16 protein-coding genes, 1 tRNA gene and 2 pseudogenes are annotated in these 14,765 nt (G+C 58.7%); 4 read left to right on the top strand and 15 right to left on the bottom strand.

Features of this window, described 5'->3' with window-relative positions:
* Positions 1-26: 26 nt before the first annotated feature.
* Positions 27-251, bottom strand: a complete 225-nt coding sequence (locus tag ACJ8J5_RS02170; RefSeq protein WP_311271741.1) for a hypothetical protein — start codon at positions 249-251, stop codon at positions 27-29.
* Positions 252-313: 62 nt separating this feature from the next.
* Here ACJ8J5_RS02170 and ACJ8J5_RS02165 point away from each other — a divergent pair.
* Positions 314-389 (top strand) — tRNA-Asn (locus ACJ8J5_RS02165).
* Positions 390-451: 62 nt separating this feature from the next.
* On the opposite strand, the pseudogene ACJ8J5_RS02160 reads toward ACJ8J5_RS02165, so the two are convergent.
* From ACJ8J5_RS02160 to ACJ8J5_RS02150, 3 genes and pseudogenes are all read right to left on the bottom strand, one after another.
* Positions 452-673 (bottom strand): annotated as a pseudogene (locus ACJ8J5_RS02160) (MFS transporter TsgA); the annotation flags it as partial.
* 51 nt (positions 674-724) lie between these two features.
* Positions 725-1,250, bottom strand: a pseudogene (locus ACJ8J5_RS02155) (transposase).
* Positions 1,251-1,644: 394 nt separating this feature from the next.
* Positions 1,645-2,286, bottom strand: a complete 642-nt coding sequence (locus ACJ8J5_RS02150) for a hypothetical protein (protein WP_234721491.1) — start codon at positions 2,284-2,286, stop codon at positions 1,645-1,647.
* A 243-nt stretch (positions 2,287-2,529) separates the two neighbouring features.
* On the opposite strand from ACJ8J5_RS02150, the gene ACJ8J5_RS02145 reads away from it, so the two are divergent.
* Positions 2,530-3,393, top strand: coding sequence for a hypothetical protein (locus ACJ8J5_RS02145; RefSeq protein ID WP_230201396.1), 864 nt, complete (start codon positions 2,530-2,532; stop codon positions 3,391-3,393).
* An 86-nt stretch (positions 3,394-3,479) separates the two neighbouring features.
* Here the strand turns inward: ACJ8J5_RS02145 and ACJ8J5_RS02140 are convergent, their stop codons facing one another.
* Both ACJ8J5_RS02140 and ACJ8J5_RS02135 read right to left on the bottom strand, forming a co-directional pair.
* Positions 3,480-3,920, bottom strand: coding sequence for a DMT family transporter (locus tag ACJ8J5_RS02140; RefSeq protein ID WP_414104373.1), 441 nt, complete (start codon positions 3,918-3,920; stop codon positions 3,480-3,482).
* A 17-nt stretch (positions 3,921-3,937) separates the two neighbouring features.
* A complete protein-coding gene (locus tag ACJ8J5_RS02135) occupies positions 3,938-4,456 on the bottom strand; it encodes a GNAT family N-acetyltransferase (protein ID WP_060433500.1) in 519 nt (172 codons plus the stop codon).
* Positions 4,457-4,494: 38 nt separating this feature from the next.
* Here ACJ8J5_RS02135 and ACJ8J5_RS02130 point away from each other — a divergent pair, with 38 nt between their 5' ends.
* Complete coding sequence (locus ACJ8J5_RS02130; RefSeq protein ID WP_025303413.1) at positions 4,495-5,064, top strand: helix-turn-helix domain-containing protein; 570 nt, start codon at positions 4,495-4,497, stop codon at positions 5,062-5,064.
* Between the two features lie 13 nt (positions 5,065-5,077).
* Here ACJ8J5_RS02130 and ACJ8J5_RS02125 read toward each other — a convergent pair whose 3' ends face one another.
* The 3 genes from ACJ8J5_RS02125 to ACJ8J5_RS02115 all read right to left on the bottom strand — a co-directional run bounded on the left by ACJ8J5_RS02125 (position 5,078) and on the right by ACJ8J5_RS02115 (position 7,057).
* Positions 5,078-5,371, bottom strand: a complete 294-nt coding sequence (locus ACJ8J5_RS02125; protein ID WP_049207145.1) for a DUF2623 family protein — start codon at positions 5,369-5,371, stop codon at positions 5,078-5,080.
* Between the two features lie 132 nt (positions 5,372-5,503).
* A complete protein-coding gene (locus tag ACJ8J5_RS02120; protein ID WP_043143183.1) occupies positions 5,504-6,091 on the bottom strand; it encodes a nitroreductase family protein in 588 nt (195 codons plus the stop codon).
* Positions 6,092-6,160: 69 nt separating this feature from the next.
* Positions 6,161-7,057, bottom strand: coding sequence for a LysR substrate-binding domain-containing protein (locus ACJ8J5_RS02115; protein WP_049203552.1), 897 nt, complete (start codon positions 7,055-7,057; stop codon positions 6,161-6,163).
* A 115-nt stretch (positions 7,058-7,172) separates the two neighbouring features.
* Between ACJ8J5_RS02115 and ACJ8J5_RS02110 the strand changes: the two genes are divergently transcribed.
* Complete coding sequence (locus ACJ8J5_RS02110) at positions 7,173-7,808, top strand: flavodoxin family protein (protein ID WP_049203554.1); 636 nt, start codon at positions 7,173-7,175, stop codon at positions 7,806-7,808.
* A gap of 8 nt (positions 7,809-7,816) precedes the next feature.
* On the opposite strand, the gene ACJ8J5_RS02105 is transcribed toward ACJ8J5_RS02110, so the two are convergent.
* From ACJ8J5_RS02105 to ACJ8J5_RS02080, 6 genes are all read right to left on the bottom strand, one after another.
* Positions 7,817-9,034: an acyl-CoA dehydrogenase family protein gene (locus ACJ8J5_RS02105; protein ID WP_197781629.1), complete on the bottom strand. Its 1,218-nt coding sequence runs from the start codon at positions 9,032-9,034 to the stop codon at positions 7,817-7,819.
* A 17-nt stretch (positions 9,035-9,051) separates the two neighbouring features.
* Positions 9,052-10,485, bottom strand: coding sequence for an MFS transporter (locus ACJ8J5_RS02100; protein ID WP_173890104.1), 1,434 nt, complete (start codon positions 10,483-10,485; stop codon positions 9,052-9,054).
* 183 nt (positions 10,486-10,668) lie between these two features.
* A complete protein-coding gene (locus tag ACJ8J5_RS02095) occupies positions 10,669-11,544 on the bottom strand; it encodes a MetQ/NlpA family ABC transporter substrate-binding protein (protein WP_049203558.1) in 876 nt (291 codons plus the stop codon).
* Positions 11,545-11,546: 2 nt separating this feature from the next.
* Positions 11,547-12,251, bottom strand: coding sequence for a methionine ABC transporter permease (locus ACJ8J5_RS02090; protein ID WP_016927110.1), 705 nt, complete (start codon positions 12,249-12,251; stop codon positions 11,547-11,549).
* Positions 12,248-13,267 (bottom strand): methionine ABC transporter ATP-binding protein, encoded by a 1,020-nt coding sequence (locus tag ACJ8J5_RS02085; RefSeq protein WP_043143177.1) that lies wholly within the window; start codon positions 13,265-13,267, stop codon positions 12,248-12,250. Before ACJ8J5_RS02085 ends, ACJ8J5_RS02090 begins: the two co-directional genes overlap by 4 nt.
* Positions 13,268-13,274: 7 nt before the next feature.
* Positions 13,275-14,681 carry an LLM class flavin-dependent oxidoreductase gene (locus ACJ8J5_RS02080; RefSeq protein ID WP_197769083.1) on the bottom strand — a complete coding sequence of 469 codons (1,407 nt, stop codon included), beginning with the start codon at positions 14,679-14,681 and terminating at the stop codon, positions 13,275-13,277.
* Positions 14,682-14,765: the final 84 nt, after the last annotated feature.

Below are 14,765 nucleotides of genomic sequence, written 5' to 3'. Positions count from 1 at the left end.
GAGAATGCCGAAATCCGGTCATGCAATCACAGCAAGATCCAGGCCAGAGTCGGTAAACGGCCGTGGAAGCGGGGTACAAGGCGGTAAATGGCCGTTCGCCGGGCGGCGCGCGCCACCGCGCAGGGCAACCGTTGCACCATCGGCAGGCAAATGCGCCAAACAACGGGAAACCCGGCGACGCTGCGCGCGGGATAAGCGACAAAAGCGAGAAAAAGCAGCAGGTTGGGCAATCTTGCAGCAAACGAACGCATCGGACGTCTTCACGCTTTACAAGCCGCAACCGCCCCGCTATTATTCGCCCCGTTCAAACGATTCCTCTGTAGTTCAGTCGGTAGAACGGCGGACTGTTAATCCGTATGTCACTGGTTCGAGTCCAGTCAGAGGAGCCATATTTAGAGAAGCCCGCTCAGGGAAACCCGAGCGGGCTTTTTGCTATTCGGCACGGCGCGAGTCAGATATTTTCGGCGTTGCCGCCGTGCAAGTGGTGTCGAGTGCAGAACCCCAGGGCAAAGCAGAGAATAAAGACCAAAAAATACAGCACATCCGCCATAACCAGCACCGCATGTACGCCTAAGTGCGCCACAAATGGCCCGGTGACCACAAAGGTCAACATGGTGCCGACTGTTCCACTGGTCAGAATGAAATTCACCAGCTTGGGTGAGGAAACCCTCGTTTCGCACTGGGATATCACTCCCCGGGAGAATACCGACGCCTGCGGGCATTGTTAACTCAAGATACAAAAGCTGTCTGGAGATAGCGGGTCAAGATCACCTTCTGTATTAATGCCCAGAGCGAGGAATACGGCTTTGTTAATCACGCTGCCAGCCTGACGAACCCTCGCCACGATACAGTCAAGATAAACAATGGGATACAGTACATCAAGAGGCCTACTTTACCACTTTGTCACCTGTTCTTTAACTGCATCGGTGACTTTAGATATCAGCGTGGGAGACACGTCCGTATCGTACATTTCCTTGAACGTGGCGACGATTTCGCGGGAGGTCGTGCCTTTGGCGTAGAGGGACCAAATCTGGATGTCCATCTGCGTAATACGCGTCTGGTAACTGAGGTTCAAAGGTATTTTCACGGTCACGCGGGGTGCTCAGCTCGCTCTCGCCATCATCACTCAGCAGCGTTTTAACGAGTAGCCATTGCGGGTCTTTGAGCTTTTTGGGCGCGTTTTTCTCGTGTCCGAGGTGCTCGCTCACTTCTGCATTGAGCGCCGTTTCGACGGTAAGCTTTGTCAGCATCCGGAAAAACTGGTTTAGGTCGGCTTCGGTTTTAAGGCCTTTGGCCAGTTCAGCAGCCAGCACTTTGAGTTTATTTTCATCCATAATTTGCCTGTCTCCGTTGTGGGAATGAACATATCAAAAACAGGCAGATACACAATTTAAATTACAGTCTCTATTCGCACGGTTTTGGCCGAGAAATTCTACGGCGACTGAGTGGTATTATATTTCATCTTCTTGCTCCACGCCTATACCCTTAGGTTTTACAGAGTAAATTTATCGCATAGCACATACCCCCCCCCTTTAATACTATATCCTTTGAGCATTCAAATATAGCCAATAAACGGATGAACTCGCTTTTGTCTGACGGGGTGAAAATAGCTTAAATATGAATTACCCGGTGTAGCCTCCACCGTTAAAGATGTACATAACCCTTTAACTGTCTCAAGCGTAATTTGCCATAGAAATATTGATCTCGCATTAGATATCCGAGTAATTTCCATTGATGCAACGACAAAGGGATCTTTCGATTTTTTTGGTATGTAGACACCCAGCGATTAAGCCTTGTGTTTTTCAACTCGTCACTCAAAAGATCGTAGTCGAACGTAACATAGTATTCAGTTGGATAAGCATCCGAAAGCCCATCATACATAAACATCTGAACAATATTATATGCATAGCCATTGATCCGACTCGTTGCGTGTTTTCTCCATATTGGCATTTGCCTGCTAAGACCCCAGTCTTTTTCAATAAAACCAGCCAAATAAATAATCTTATTAGCAGACTGGAAATCAAGAATACCTTTATTGTTGGTCGTGATCCACGACTCAAGGCCATAAGGTCGTGGATAGGGGCAGCCGTTTTCCTGTAAAAATTCGTGACCTGATTCAGGGTGTAAAAGAGGTGGAATTGGTGATTGCCACATTGAGCGCCAGAGCAGCGTAGAAAAATTCAGAGGTGTCAGCTCAGCACGAGCAATGACTCTGCCAGCAACAGCACGGAGATGTTGTGCACTATATACTGCTAGAAGTTGATAACGTGGGTCAGATGTTAGCATAGCATAAATATCCATCACTACAGTCGTATAGTTACGATAATAGTACATGCTCTAAAATTACAATACCATAGTATATATTGTGTAACGTAACGACAGGTACCGATTCATGAACGCTCTGGCCTGTTTTCCGTTATCTTTGCAAAAACGGATGGCCTGTTGCCCAGGCTGGCAAAAGTTGCGATATATGGCAATACGTAGATATAATCATACAACATCAATGTGCTATGACATGGAGTGTTCACTTTGAAAAAATCAATGTTGTTCTGTTTGCCGATTATTTATTCATGCAATGTATATGCAAATGAAAACCTCTGCTCTGAAAAAACATCAGCCAACAACGCCTTTAACAATGCCATCTTGGCTCAAGAGTGGTCAGCTAAGAAAACGCCTAAAAAAATCAGCATGCGTATAACCAGCAAGGATGACTATATCTCGGCTGATTCCCAGGTAGAATTTGATGACTGCGGTACCCTGCTGCATTCACGCGCTAAAAAAACCGTCAGGTCACAAATTAACAAGAGTATTTTAGTGATCCAGTTCAGCAGCACGCTTGATAAAAACCATAACAACTGGGATTACAGCTCAACATTTAACATGTCTATGATTGAGAATGGCAATGCCCGCCATGAGCTGATGGCGCAAGAAATCAGCGGCACCGTGCTCACCGGTGACGGTGGCCGAATCGTCCGATCGGAAGAGGCATCCGACCTGCTCATCAAGCAAAAGCACCAGTCAAGCAAGGCGGTAACAACATTTTTAGCCGATGACGCCGGGAGGCTGTCCGAGGCAAAACGCGTTAGTACGCTGGGCAATGACAGTGGCAACACCGCCTATAGTTATGACGCTAAAAACCGTTTAACAAGAACACTATCAGGTACAACCACCGGAGATTTTACTTATGATAACGACGATAGAGAGTTAACCAGCAAAGAAGTGATGAAGTCCTTCACCACAGAAACGACCACGACCACCTGTAAAAGCTGGGATAAGTTTGGAAGATGCATTAATGCTCAGCAAAACATTTCAATTTTAATTAAAGACGTGAAGAAAAACCGGGATAACGTCTACAACCACGTTGCAGAAATAAAATATGACTATGTTTACTAGATTGTTATCGGGGGAATAATTTCCCCCGATAACATGCGGCATAGTTCAAGACGCAGAAACTATCCCGGCGGCGGCAAACCGTTCCCTCAAAAGCTGCGTTTCGCCACCAGATAGGCGCCCGCCACCAGCAGCAAGGCGCCGAACAGCGCCGGCAGATTCTCGCGCAGCGCCGCCGGGCCGGCGCGGTAGACGTCCACCAGCAGCCCCATGCACAGCTGGCTGGCGACCAGGATCGAGATGATGGCCGCCGCCCCCAGTTTTTGGTAGCCCAGGATACCGGCGAACACGAACAGCGATCCCAACAGCCCCGGCAGCAGCATCCACCACCTGGCGGCGCCGGTCACTTCCGCCACCGCGCCGAGGCCGTTTTTGGCCAGCAGCAACCCCACCAGCAGCAGCAAACCGACGCTGGAGTTGATCACCAGCGTGATAAGGATGGTCGAGACGCTTTCGGTAATGCGCACCATCAGCAGATTCTGCACCACCAGCCCCATTCCCGCCGCGATCAGCAGCAATAGCATATTCATCGCCCTGCCTCCCGGGATCAGCGCGCCGGCGGCTCCGCCCGCTCGTCGAGCGTCAGCTGCAGGAAAGTCAGATCCAGCCATTGGCCAAATTTGGCACCCACCTGCTCCATGCGCCCCACCTCGCGGAACCCGAGCGCCAGGTGCAGCTGAATGGAGGCCTGATTGCCGGATTCGATGCCGGCCACCATCACGTGCTTGCCGATCTCCCGCGCCCGTGCGATCAGGGCGATCAACAGCGCTTTGCCAATCCCTTCACCGCGATGCGCCTGATGGACATACACCGAGTGTTCTACGGTATGGCGATAGCCGTCCCAGGCGCGCCAGTCACCGAACGACGCGTAGCCGATCGCCTCGTCCGCGCCGTTCACCGCCACCAGCACCGGGTAGCCCGCCGCCTGCCGTTCGCCGATCCACGCCGCGCGATTGGCCGCATCCACCGTTTGTTCATTCCAGATGGCGGTGCTGTTCAACACCGCGTCGTTATAGATGGCGGCAATCGCCGCGCTATCGTTAAGCGTCGCATTTCGTATAATCATGGTTTACCCCGGCCAATTGTCCATTATAATACTACGATATGAATATTAAATTAGACAATCTAAATCAGCTGATCGGCGCGCGCATTCGCATTGAACGCGAGGCGCGCCACTGGTCGCTGTCCGATCTGGCCGAACGGGCGGGCGTCTCACGGGCGATGGTTCATAAGATCGAGCGCGGCGAGAGCAGCCCGACGGCGATGCTGTTGGGCAGACTGGCGGGGGCGTTCGGCCTCAGCATGTCCAAGCTGATCGCCCGGGCGGAAACGCAGGAAGGCCGGCTGCTGCGCCGGGAAGATCAACCGGTCTGGGTCGATCCTGAGAGCGGCTACGTGCGGCGCCACGTGTCGCCGCGCACCGATCTGCCGCTCGATCTGGTGCGCATCGAACTGCCGGCCGGCGCGGCGATCCCGATGCCGGCTTCGGTGTACGCGTTCAAACGTCAGCTGATCTGGGTTTTATCCGGCGAGCTGGTCTTTCTTGAGGGTGAGGCGCGCCATGAAATGGCCGAAGGCGACTGTCTGGAGCTCGGCCCACCGGCGGACTGCCGCTTTGAAAACCAGAGCGACCAACCGTGCGTGTATATGGTGGCGGTGCTGAGCGCCGCCTGACGGCTCGTCTGCGCTACCCCTGCGCCGGTCGGTTATAGCCGGCGCGGAAAAACTTCTCCGCCAGCCGGCTGTCGCCGCCGGAAAAGAACTCGCACATCGGCTCACTGCCAAGGCCATAGGCACGGCTCAGCTGACCGGCTTCGAACGCCGCCCGGTTCTCGTCGCCACAGCGCTGCGCTAAATGGTGCGCATAGCCGAGCACGAAGCCGCGCTTGTAGTCGGAGCAAAAGCGCGACAGCTCCGCCTCCGGCTTCAGGTTCTCCGCCTTTAACCCCGCCAACAACCCTTTGCCAAAATGATCTCCCACGGGTTCCTCCTCATTACGCAATCGCTATATAACAAAATATACAGCGAATAAGCGAACGCGAACATACTCCCAAAGTTTTACTCGCCGCATAAAAAAGGCCCGCAAAGCGGGCCTCGGCGAGAACGCGGGCAATCACAGCGTGAAATTCAGCCCTTCGCTGACGGTCTTGCCCAGCGGCAGGCGGCCCGACGGCGCCTCTTTTTCCTGCAGGAAATCCGGCAGGCGGGCTTTGTCGCCCGGTTTGCCGATCGCCACCATGGCGTGCACCGCATAGTCGTCCGGCAGCTGCAACGCCGCTTTGATCTTGTCGTGGTGAATGCCGCTCATGCAGTGGGTCAGCCAGCCTTTCAGGTGCGCCTGATGCGCCAGGTTGGCCCAGGCGGCGCCGGTGTCGAACGCGTGGGTCGGGTTGTCCACCAGCCGCTCGCCGTTCAGGCTGGTGGTTTTGGAGACGATCACCACCAGCGCCGAGGCGTGCTGCGCCCAGCCGCGGTTGAAGTCGATCAGGAACTCCAGGTAGTTCTCCCAACTGTCGGAGCCGTGCTTGCTGTAGGCAAAGCGCCACGGCTGAATGTTGTAGGCCGAAGGCGACCAGCGCGCCGCTTCAAAGAAGCTCAGCAGCGTTTGATCGTCGATGGCGTCGTTGGTCATCGCGCGCGGCGACCAGCGCTCGATAAATTGCGCGTCAATCGGGTAATCGGAGGTTCTTGGCTGGCTCATGATAGGTTCTCGCAGTGAAGTAAAAACAAAAGTTCGCTGATATTCCCACAGCTTAGGACGGTAAAACTTTTATTTCGTGCCATTGCCTTGCGGCAGTTCCTGCTGCAGCCAGGCGAGAAACGCCCTGACCGGCGGGTGCCGCTCGCGTCCCGGCGCGCACAACACGCTGTACGCGGCACCCGGAACACGCACCTCCGGCCGGTACGCCACCAGCAGACCGTTGTCCACCATCTCGGACACCATCACCGAGCTGGCGAGCACCAACCCCTGCCCGGCCACCGCCGCCTGCAGGGCGTAATGTTCCTCGTGATAGCTGCGCATCGCCGCATGGCGCTGCCACCAGTCCACGCCGGCGGCCCGGCACCAGTCATGCCAACCGCTGTCGTACAGCGCAGAATCCCCCCACTTCACGGTGATCAGCACCGGATTTTCCGGTTCGGCGGCAGCCAGCCCCGGCGCGGCGTAAACGCCAAAGCTCTCCTCCAGCCGCGCCGTCTGATGCAGCGAGGGATAGTGTGCGCGACTGTAACGCACCGCCACATCCACGCTGGCGTCCTGCTGCAGATCGATCACCTCGGCGCAGGCCTCCAGGCGCACCAGATAGTGCGGGTACGCCTGGTAGAAACGCCCCAGGCGCGGCACCAACCACAGCGCCGCGAACGAGTGCGTCACCGAGACGCATAGCGAGCCGCTGCTGGGCTGCGGCCGCAGGCCTTCGAGCGTGGCGGCGACGTCCAGCAGCGCGCCGTGCACCCCGGCGAACAGCGTTTCTCCCTTCGCCGTCAGCCGCACGCCGCGCGGCACTCGCTCGAACAGCGCAAACCCCAACTGCTGCTCCAGCGCTTTGATCTGGTGCGAGATCGCCGTCGGCGTCACCGCCAGCTCGGCCGCCGCCAGCTTGAAGCTGCGCAGGCGAGCGGCGGATTCAAAGGTGCGTAATGCGTTGACGGGCAGCGTGGCGAACATGGCGAAATCCCTCTAGGTGAGTTGAATTCATCCTGGCAGAAAAGCCGTCATTTGTCGCCTGCCGTCACTTGTTTCTAAAGTAGGGTTGAATTCACTTCATACCGAGGAACATGACATGAATACAACTCATCAATCCAAACGTCTGGTTGTGCTGGTCGGCAGCCCGCGCCGTGACGGCAACAGCGCCACGCTGGCGCAGGCGATCCTGGTGGGCGCCGCCGAAGCCGGCACCGTCGCCAGCCTGCATTTTCTCGATGATTACCTGAGCGGTTTTCTGAGCGATGAACGCCATACGCCGCCGCCGGGCGATCGCTACGCCGAGCTGTTCCTGGAGCACTTCCTGCCGGCCGACGGCGCGGTATTTTGCACGCCGATTTACTGGTACGGCATGTCGGCGCAAACCAAGGCCTTTTTCGATCGCTCGTTCAGCTTCTATTCCAACGCCTACCCTCAGGCGGAACAGGTGCACCAACGCATGAGCGGCAAACGCATCGGGCTGGCGGTGGCGTCGGAAGAAACTTATCCTGGCGCGGCGCTGGGCATCGTGCATCAGATCCAGGAGTTCAGCCGTTACACCCATTCCGCCTTCGTCGGGCTGGTGCACGGCGCCGGCAACCAGCGCGGTGAGATCGCCCGCGATCCGCGCAACCCGCTGCAGGCCGCCCGCGAGTTGGGGCGCGAGTTCTTCACCCGCCCCTACTCGGATTATCAGATGGACAGCCCGCGTAGCACGCAGGTTTGGACGGAATAGCCACGGCCTCAACCGCCACTGCCGATTTGCCAGATAAAGGTCGGCGTATGGCGGTTAATTTCCCAGTCACCGATATTGCGCGCCTTGTAGATCACCGGATTATGTGAAGAGAGCGTGCGCGCATTGCGCCAGTGGCGATCCAACGCCTTGCCGGTACGGGTATCTGAAGCGCCGAGCGCATTGAACAATTCACCGGCGGCGCGCTGCACCCACTCCCCGGCGATGACCTGCGCCCTGGCGGCGTCCAGTTCCGCCGTCACGTTAAGCGCCTGCAGCAGCGCTTCATCGCCGGAACGATGCGCCTCATAAGCCTGCTGCAGCGAGGAAGTCGCTTTTAGCACCGTCGCCTCAACCGCATAGGCCCAGGCGCTGATTTGCCCCACCACCTGCTGGATCTGCACGTCGTCCTTCACCCAACCGGCGTTGCCGTGGCTATAGATCCTTTTACGTTGCCTCACGCCCTCGCCGACGTCTCGCAGCACCGCGCGACCGATCCCCGCCAGCGTCGCCAGCAACACATGCTGATAGAACGCAGTTTGGTAGCGGAAGCGCTCGGCAAAGTCATAGACGTGCGCCTGCTCGACCTGCGCATCAATAAAACGCGTGGTGCCGCTGCCGGTAGTGCGTTGGCCAAATCCGTCCCAGTCGTCGTCGCGCTCTACGCCCGGCTGGGCGACGTTCACCAAAGCGATCACCGGGCCGCCGCTGTCGCTGCGCTCGGCATACACGTCGATCCAATCGGCAAACAGACTGCCGGTGCTGTAAAATTTCTCGCCGTTGAGCGACCAGCCGTCAGCCTGCGGCGTTACCCGGGTATTGACCTGCCCCAGCTTCACGCCGCCGATCTCGGTCCAACCGCTGCCGACCAGCTCGCCGTCGAGAAAGCGTTCGAACCAGCGATCGCGCTCCGGGCCGTCCGGCGCGTTCAGCCGATCTTCCACGAAGGCGAAATGCGCCCGCAGCGCCTGCGGCAGGTTAGAGTCCGCCTCCGCCAGTTCGGCCAGCAGTTCGAACAGCTGCGGCAACGAAGCGCCGTCGCCGCCCTTTTCACGCGGGAGGCGCACCCTGCCGAACCCCGCCTCTTTCAGCCAACGGATCGGTTCATGCGGCAGCGTGCGCGACAGCTCTCGCTCCACCGCCCCGGCGGCGATTTCGGCGAAGATCGGCCGAAAACGCGCGGCCAGCTGTGCGTAGTCTGCTCCGGTGGATAACAGGTGTTGCGTCATGTCAGTGTCCTCTGTGGTTAAGCGCGATCGGCCAGATCGTCGATATCGTGCGCCGTCGGTTCAAAGCGAATGATCAGCAGGAAGACGATGGGGATCGCTGCCGCCAGTGAAACAATCCAAAACATGTCGGTGCCGAAGCGCGCCTGCAAAATCGGCAGAATAAACAGCGCCAGCGCGCTGCCGATACCGGACAGCGAACGGCCGAAACCGACGCCGGTGGCGCGGATCGCCGTCGGGTAAGAGAGCGCCGGATAAATCATCATCTGCGCGCCGGGGCCGAATCCTTCGGCGAACAGCCATAGGCCCAACATCAGGATCGCCAGCCCAACGCCGAACGCCGCCTGCGGATGTCCGATCAACGCCAGGGCAATCAGCGCGATAAACTGCAGCGCAAATCCGGCGATCGCCACCTGGCGCGACGGATACTTCCATGCCAGACGCATGCCGAGCAGGCCACCGGTAAAGGCGAACAGCACGTTCAGCCCGAGCGAAGCGGAGATAGTTTCAAACACCCCGGCGCCGAGAAACTGCGCCAGAATCGACGGCAGAAAGAAGGCGATGGCGGTGTATTCAAAGGAAATGCAAACGTTCATCACGCTGGCGACCAGCGTGCGCTCGCGGTACGGCTTGCGGAACAGCACGCGGAAGCTGGCCTTCGGCGCCACCGCCGGCTGGGCGGCGTCAGGTTCCGCCTCATGGGCGGCGATACCGTATGACTCGCGCAGGATGCGCGCCGCCTCTTTCAGATCGCCCTGGTTAGCGGCCCACAGCGGCGACTCGTTCATAAACTTGCTGCGCACCATGATGATCAGCAGCGCCGGCACGGCGCCGAAAATCAACGAGGCGCGCCACAGCCAGTTCGCATATTCGGCCGGCAACAGAAAATAGAGCGCAAAGATGATCAGAAAACACACCGACGAAGCGGCGTACCACATCGGGCACCAGGCCGCCAGGCGCGACGCCTTGTTGGCCTTGCCGGTGAATTTGGAGAATTCGGCCAGATAGGCCATCGCCACCGGCAAATCGATGCCGACGCCGATACCCATCAAAAAGCGCGCGCCGATCAGCACCCAGACGTTGGGCGCCAGCCCGGCGGCGATGGCGGAAACCACAAAAAACAGCATATCGGCCATAAACACCTGATAGCGGCCGTACTTGTCGGTCAACCAGCCGCCGACCAGGTTGCCGAGAATGGTCCCGACCATGATCGAAGAAGTTACCACCCCGGTCAGCAGCGGGCTGAGGCTGAATTCACGCACCACGTCATCGATGCCGTAAGACAGCGTGGTCAGGTCATAGGCATCGAGAAAAACACCGCCCAGCGCCAACAGCACGATCATGCGCGCATGGGTATTTTTCTCGCTGCGCTGGTTAATCAAACGCGCCACATCGCTGGCCGAGCCGATGGGCGCAGATAACGGCGGCGCGGTATCGATATTTAAGGTACTCATAGCTTCCTCGTTGTAATTGGCAGGTGACACCTCGTTTATAGGGTGAAAAAATTACGCCGACAAACAACAATTTCTTCTATAAATATCATTAATATCAATAAATTAAACACGGTTACAGCGTAACAAAAACGCCGGATTAACGCGCGTTAATCCGGTCTTTATCACGGTCATTTCGGGCGGGGATTATTCTGCCGAGACCGGCACCAGCACGCCTTTCACCAGCGGGTCGTCGGTGCTTTTCAGCCACGCCTGCAACCTGGGATCGGCAAACGCCCGCTGCAGCTTGCGAATATTTTCGTCCTGCAGATAGGGCGTGCCAATCACCAGCTGCGAGGCGAAGGTTTTCGGCGCCGGTGGGAACAAGATGCCCTTCTCACGCGGCACCTTGCCGGCGTCGAACTGCGACACATAGCCAATGGCCGCATCGACCGAATTCAGCGCGCGCGGCATGGTCAGCAAATCCAGCTCCTTGAAGTTAAAATGGCGTTTGTTCTCGCGAATGTCTTTCAGCCTGGCGGTGCGCGCCTCGATCGCCGGATCCAGCCCGATCAGTCCAATGCGCTGCAGCAGCCACAACGCCTGCCCCTGATTGGCGCCGTCGTTGGGCACCACGATCTCCGCGCCGTCCGGCAACTCCGCGATCGACCTATAGCGGTCGGAATAAATGCCAAACGCCCACTGAAACACCGGCAGCGTCGGGGTCAGCTTAAAACCATTGGCATCTACCACCTGTTTTAGCCACCATTGGTGCTGGTAGATCGTGGCGGCGTACTGCCCCTGCGCCACCGCACGATCGGCCTGCACCGGATCCTGCAGGCCAACCGCCTCCAGCCTAAGGCCGTAATCCGGCGCGATATGGTCGCCGACGTACTCGATCACCCGCTGCTCTCCGGCCATCGCCGGCTCAAAGTGCACTTTCAACGTGCTGCCGAACTGCACCGTCTGCTGCTGGCCGGCGCTGAAGTGCCAAACCGCGGCGGCGATAATTGCCACCGCCGCGATACCCACCGGCCACGGCCAGCGTTTCTTCTTCACTATCTCAAAATCGTGATTAGGCATGATTAAAAGGTTTCCTGATGATGACGCAACGCGGCGACCAGGCGGTCACCAATAAACTGAATCAGTTGAATCGTGGCGATCAGCACCACAATGGTGGCGATCATGATGTGATTGTCGAAACGCTGGTAGCCGTACACCACCGCCAGATAGCCGATGCCGCCCGCGCCAATGGTGCCGGCGATGGCCGAATACTCGATCATCGAGATGACGTTCAGCGTGATGGCGGCGACGATCGCCGGCAGCGCCTCGCTGAGCTGCGCGCGGGTGACTATCTGCCAGATCGAACCGCCGGACACCAGCCCCACCGCCGTCACCTCCGGCGGCAGTTCGCGCAGCGCGTTCTCCACCAGCCGGCCAAAGAACGGAATGCCGGCGACGATCATCGGGATCACCGCCGCCGGAATGCCGATGGTGGTGCCGGTCAACCAGAAGGTGAACGGAATAATCGCCGCCATCAGCACCAGAAACGGCAGCGAACGGCCCATGTTCACTAACCAGCTCAGCGCGCGATTCAGCGCCGGACGCGGAAACAAGCCGCGCGATGAGGTGTTGAACAACACCACGCCGACGGCGCCGCCGATCGCCACCACAAACAGCATCACGATGCCAACCATCAGCCAGGTTTCGCCGTAAGCCGGCAGCATCAACCGATGGATCTCGCGCCAGGGTGTGTCCTGGCTCATCACGCTGTCAGACAGATTTTTCATACCGCCTCCTGCAAGGCCGCCGGCTGTTCCAGCACCTCGGCGAGAATGCCCAACCGCCGCAGCTCGCCCTGCAGTTCAGCGACCGAACGCGAACCGCCGCCAAAACGCACCGCAATCTCTAACCGCCCGGCCAGGCTGCCGCCCACCACTTCAACGTGGCCACCCAGCAGATCGATCTGCAGGTCGAGTTGGCGGCTGATGCGGCTGATCCAGTCGGTGGCCGCCGGCTGACGGGCGGAATAGGTCACCTGCAACCGCAACGCGGCGTCGGACGCCAGCGTCTTCAGCGGGAACAGCTGGCGGCCCAGCGAGGAATCGGGCGCCGCCAACAGCTCGCGCACCGGCCCTTGCTGCACAATCACGCCGTCGCGGATCTCGGCCACCGCGTCGGCGGCGTCGCGCACCGCATCCATCTCGTGGGTGATCAGGATGATCGACAGGCCATACCGATCGCGCAGCTGTTTAAGCAGGCTGAGAATGGCCCCGGTGGCGTCCGGATCCAGCCCGGAGGTGGCCTCATCCGCCAGCAGCACCGACGGATTCAGCGCCAGCGCGCGGGCGATGCCGACCCTTTGGCGCTGGCCGCCGGACAGCTGAGCCGGGTAAAACGCCGCCTTGTCCGCCAACCCCACCGCTGCCAGCAGGCTCTTTACCCGCTTGTCGATATCGCGCGGCACCACGCCCAGATAGGTCAACGGCAGCGCCACATTCTGCCAGGCGGTTTTACGCTGCAGCAGCGCGGAAGACTGGAACACCGTGCCTATCGCCCGCCGCTCCCTGCGCAGCGCCTCGCCCGCAAGCCGCGACAAGTCCTGGCCGTTCACCCGGATACTGCCGCTGCTCGGCCGCTCCAGCAGGCTGATGCATTTCGCCAGCGTCGATTTGCCCGCCCCGCTGGGGCCGACCACGGCGGTAATCGATCCGGCCGGCACCTGCAGCGAAACGCCCTTCAGCACCTCAATCCGTCGCCCGTCCGGCGCACGGTAAGCCTTGTGCAATCCTTCAATCTCTATCATCGCATCCTCACTTGACGCTCAGTGCATCGGCCAAGAGCGCGCCGGCCGGCCAGCGGTAGCCCACCGCCGGGTGCGGCTCTGCCAGGCGCGGCCCCTGATTGAACAATTTTTCTCGCAGAGTGCCCGCTGTGTAGTCGCGCTTGTACACTCCGCGTTTTTGCAGCTCGGGGATAAGCAGTTCCACCACGTCGGTGAAGGTTTCATGGGTAACGGCGTAGGCCAAATTGAAACCGTCAACATCCGTTTCCTCCACCCACGCCTGCAGTTCGTCGGCCACGGTTTGCGGGCCGCCCACCAACAGCGGGCCGAAACCGCCGATGCCGACCCATTCGGCGATGCCCTGTACGGTCCATTCACGGCTGGGATCGGCGCTGGAGAAAGTTTCCACCGCCGACTGAATGGCATTGGTGTGCAGATGCTTCAGCACCTGATCCGGCTGATACTGACCGAAATCGATGCCGGTCCAGCCGGACACCAGCGCCAGCGCGCCTTCGTAGCTGGTATAGGATTTGTATTCCCGCCATTTTTCCTGCGCCTGCCGGTCAGTTTCACCGACGATCACCGTCTGCAGGTTGAAGATCAGGATGCTGCGCGGGTCGCGCCCGGCCTCGGCGGCGCGGCGGCGGATATCGGCCACGGTTTTTTTCAGCAAGATTTTCGAAGGAGAGGCGACAAACACGCATTCGGCGTGCTCCGCGGCAAATTGCTTGCCACGGCTGGAAGCGCCGGCCTGATACAACACTGGCGTGCGCTGCGGCGAAGGCTCGCTCAGGTGAATGCCCGGCACCTGGAAGAACTCGCCTTTGTGGTTGATCGGATGAATTTTCGCCGGATCGCTGAAGATGCGCCGCTGACGATCGCGCAAAATCGCGCCGTCTTCCCAACTGCCCTCCAGCAGCTTGTAAACCACCTGTAGGTATTCATCGGCGTAGTCGTAGCGCGCATCGTGATCGGTCTGCGCCCGGTGGCCAATATTGCGCGCGCCGCTCTCCAGGTAAGAAGTGACGATATTCCAACCGATACGCCCCTTAGTCAGGTGATCAAGCGTCGACAATCTGCGGGCGAAAGGATAAGGGTGCTCAAATGACAGCGAGGCGGTCAACCCGAAGCCGAGATGTTCGGTAACCAGCGCCATCGGCGTCACCAGCGCCAGCGGATCGTTAACCGGCACCTGCGTCGCCTGGCGGATCGCCGCGTCGCCGCTGCCGTTAAGCACGTCGTAAATCCCCAGCACGTCGGCGATAAACAATCCATCGAACTTGCCGCGTTCCAGCAGGCGCGCCAGATCGGTCCAATATTCGAGATCCTTATACTGCCAGGAACGGTCGCGCGGGTGCGCCCACAGCCCCGGCGACTGATGGCCGACGCAGTTCATATCAAAAGCGTTAAGACGAATTTCACGTTGCGATGACATAGCGAGCTCCACAATTATCTGCCGGCCACGGGCGGAGCCGGGCCGGATGGGGGGTCTTAGGGTGTTAAAAACGGGAATGGACGA

The sequence above is a fragment of the Serratia sp. CY43202 genome, assembly GCF_052168755.1.
Classification (GTDB): domain Bacteria; phylum Pseudomonadota; class Gammaproteobacteria; order Enterobacterales; family Enterobacteriaceae; genus Serratia; species Serratia bockelmannii.
Note: the sequence above shows the minus strand (reverse complement) of the source record. Positions and strands in the feature narration are given on the sequence as shown.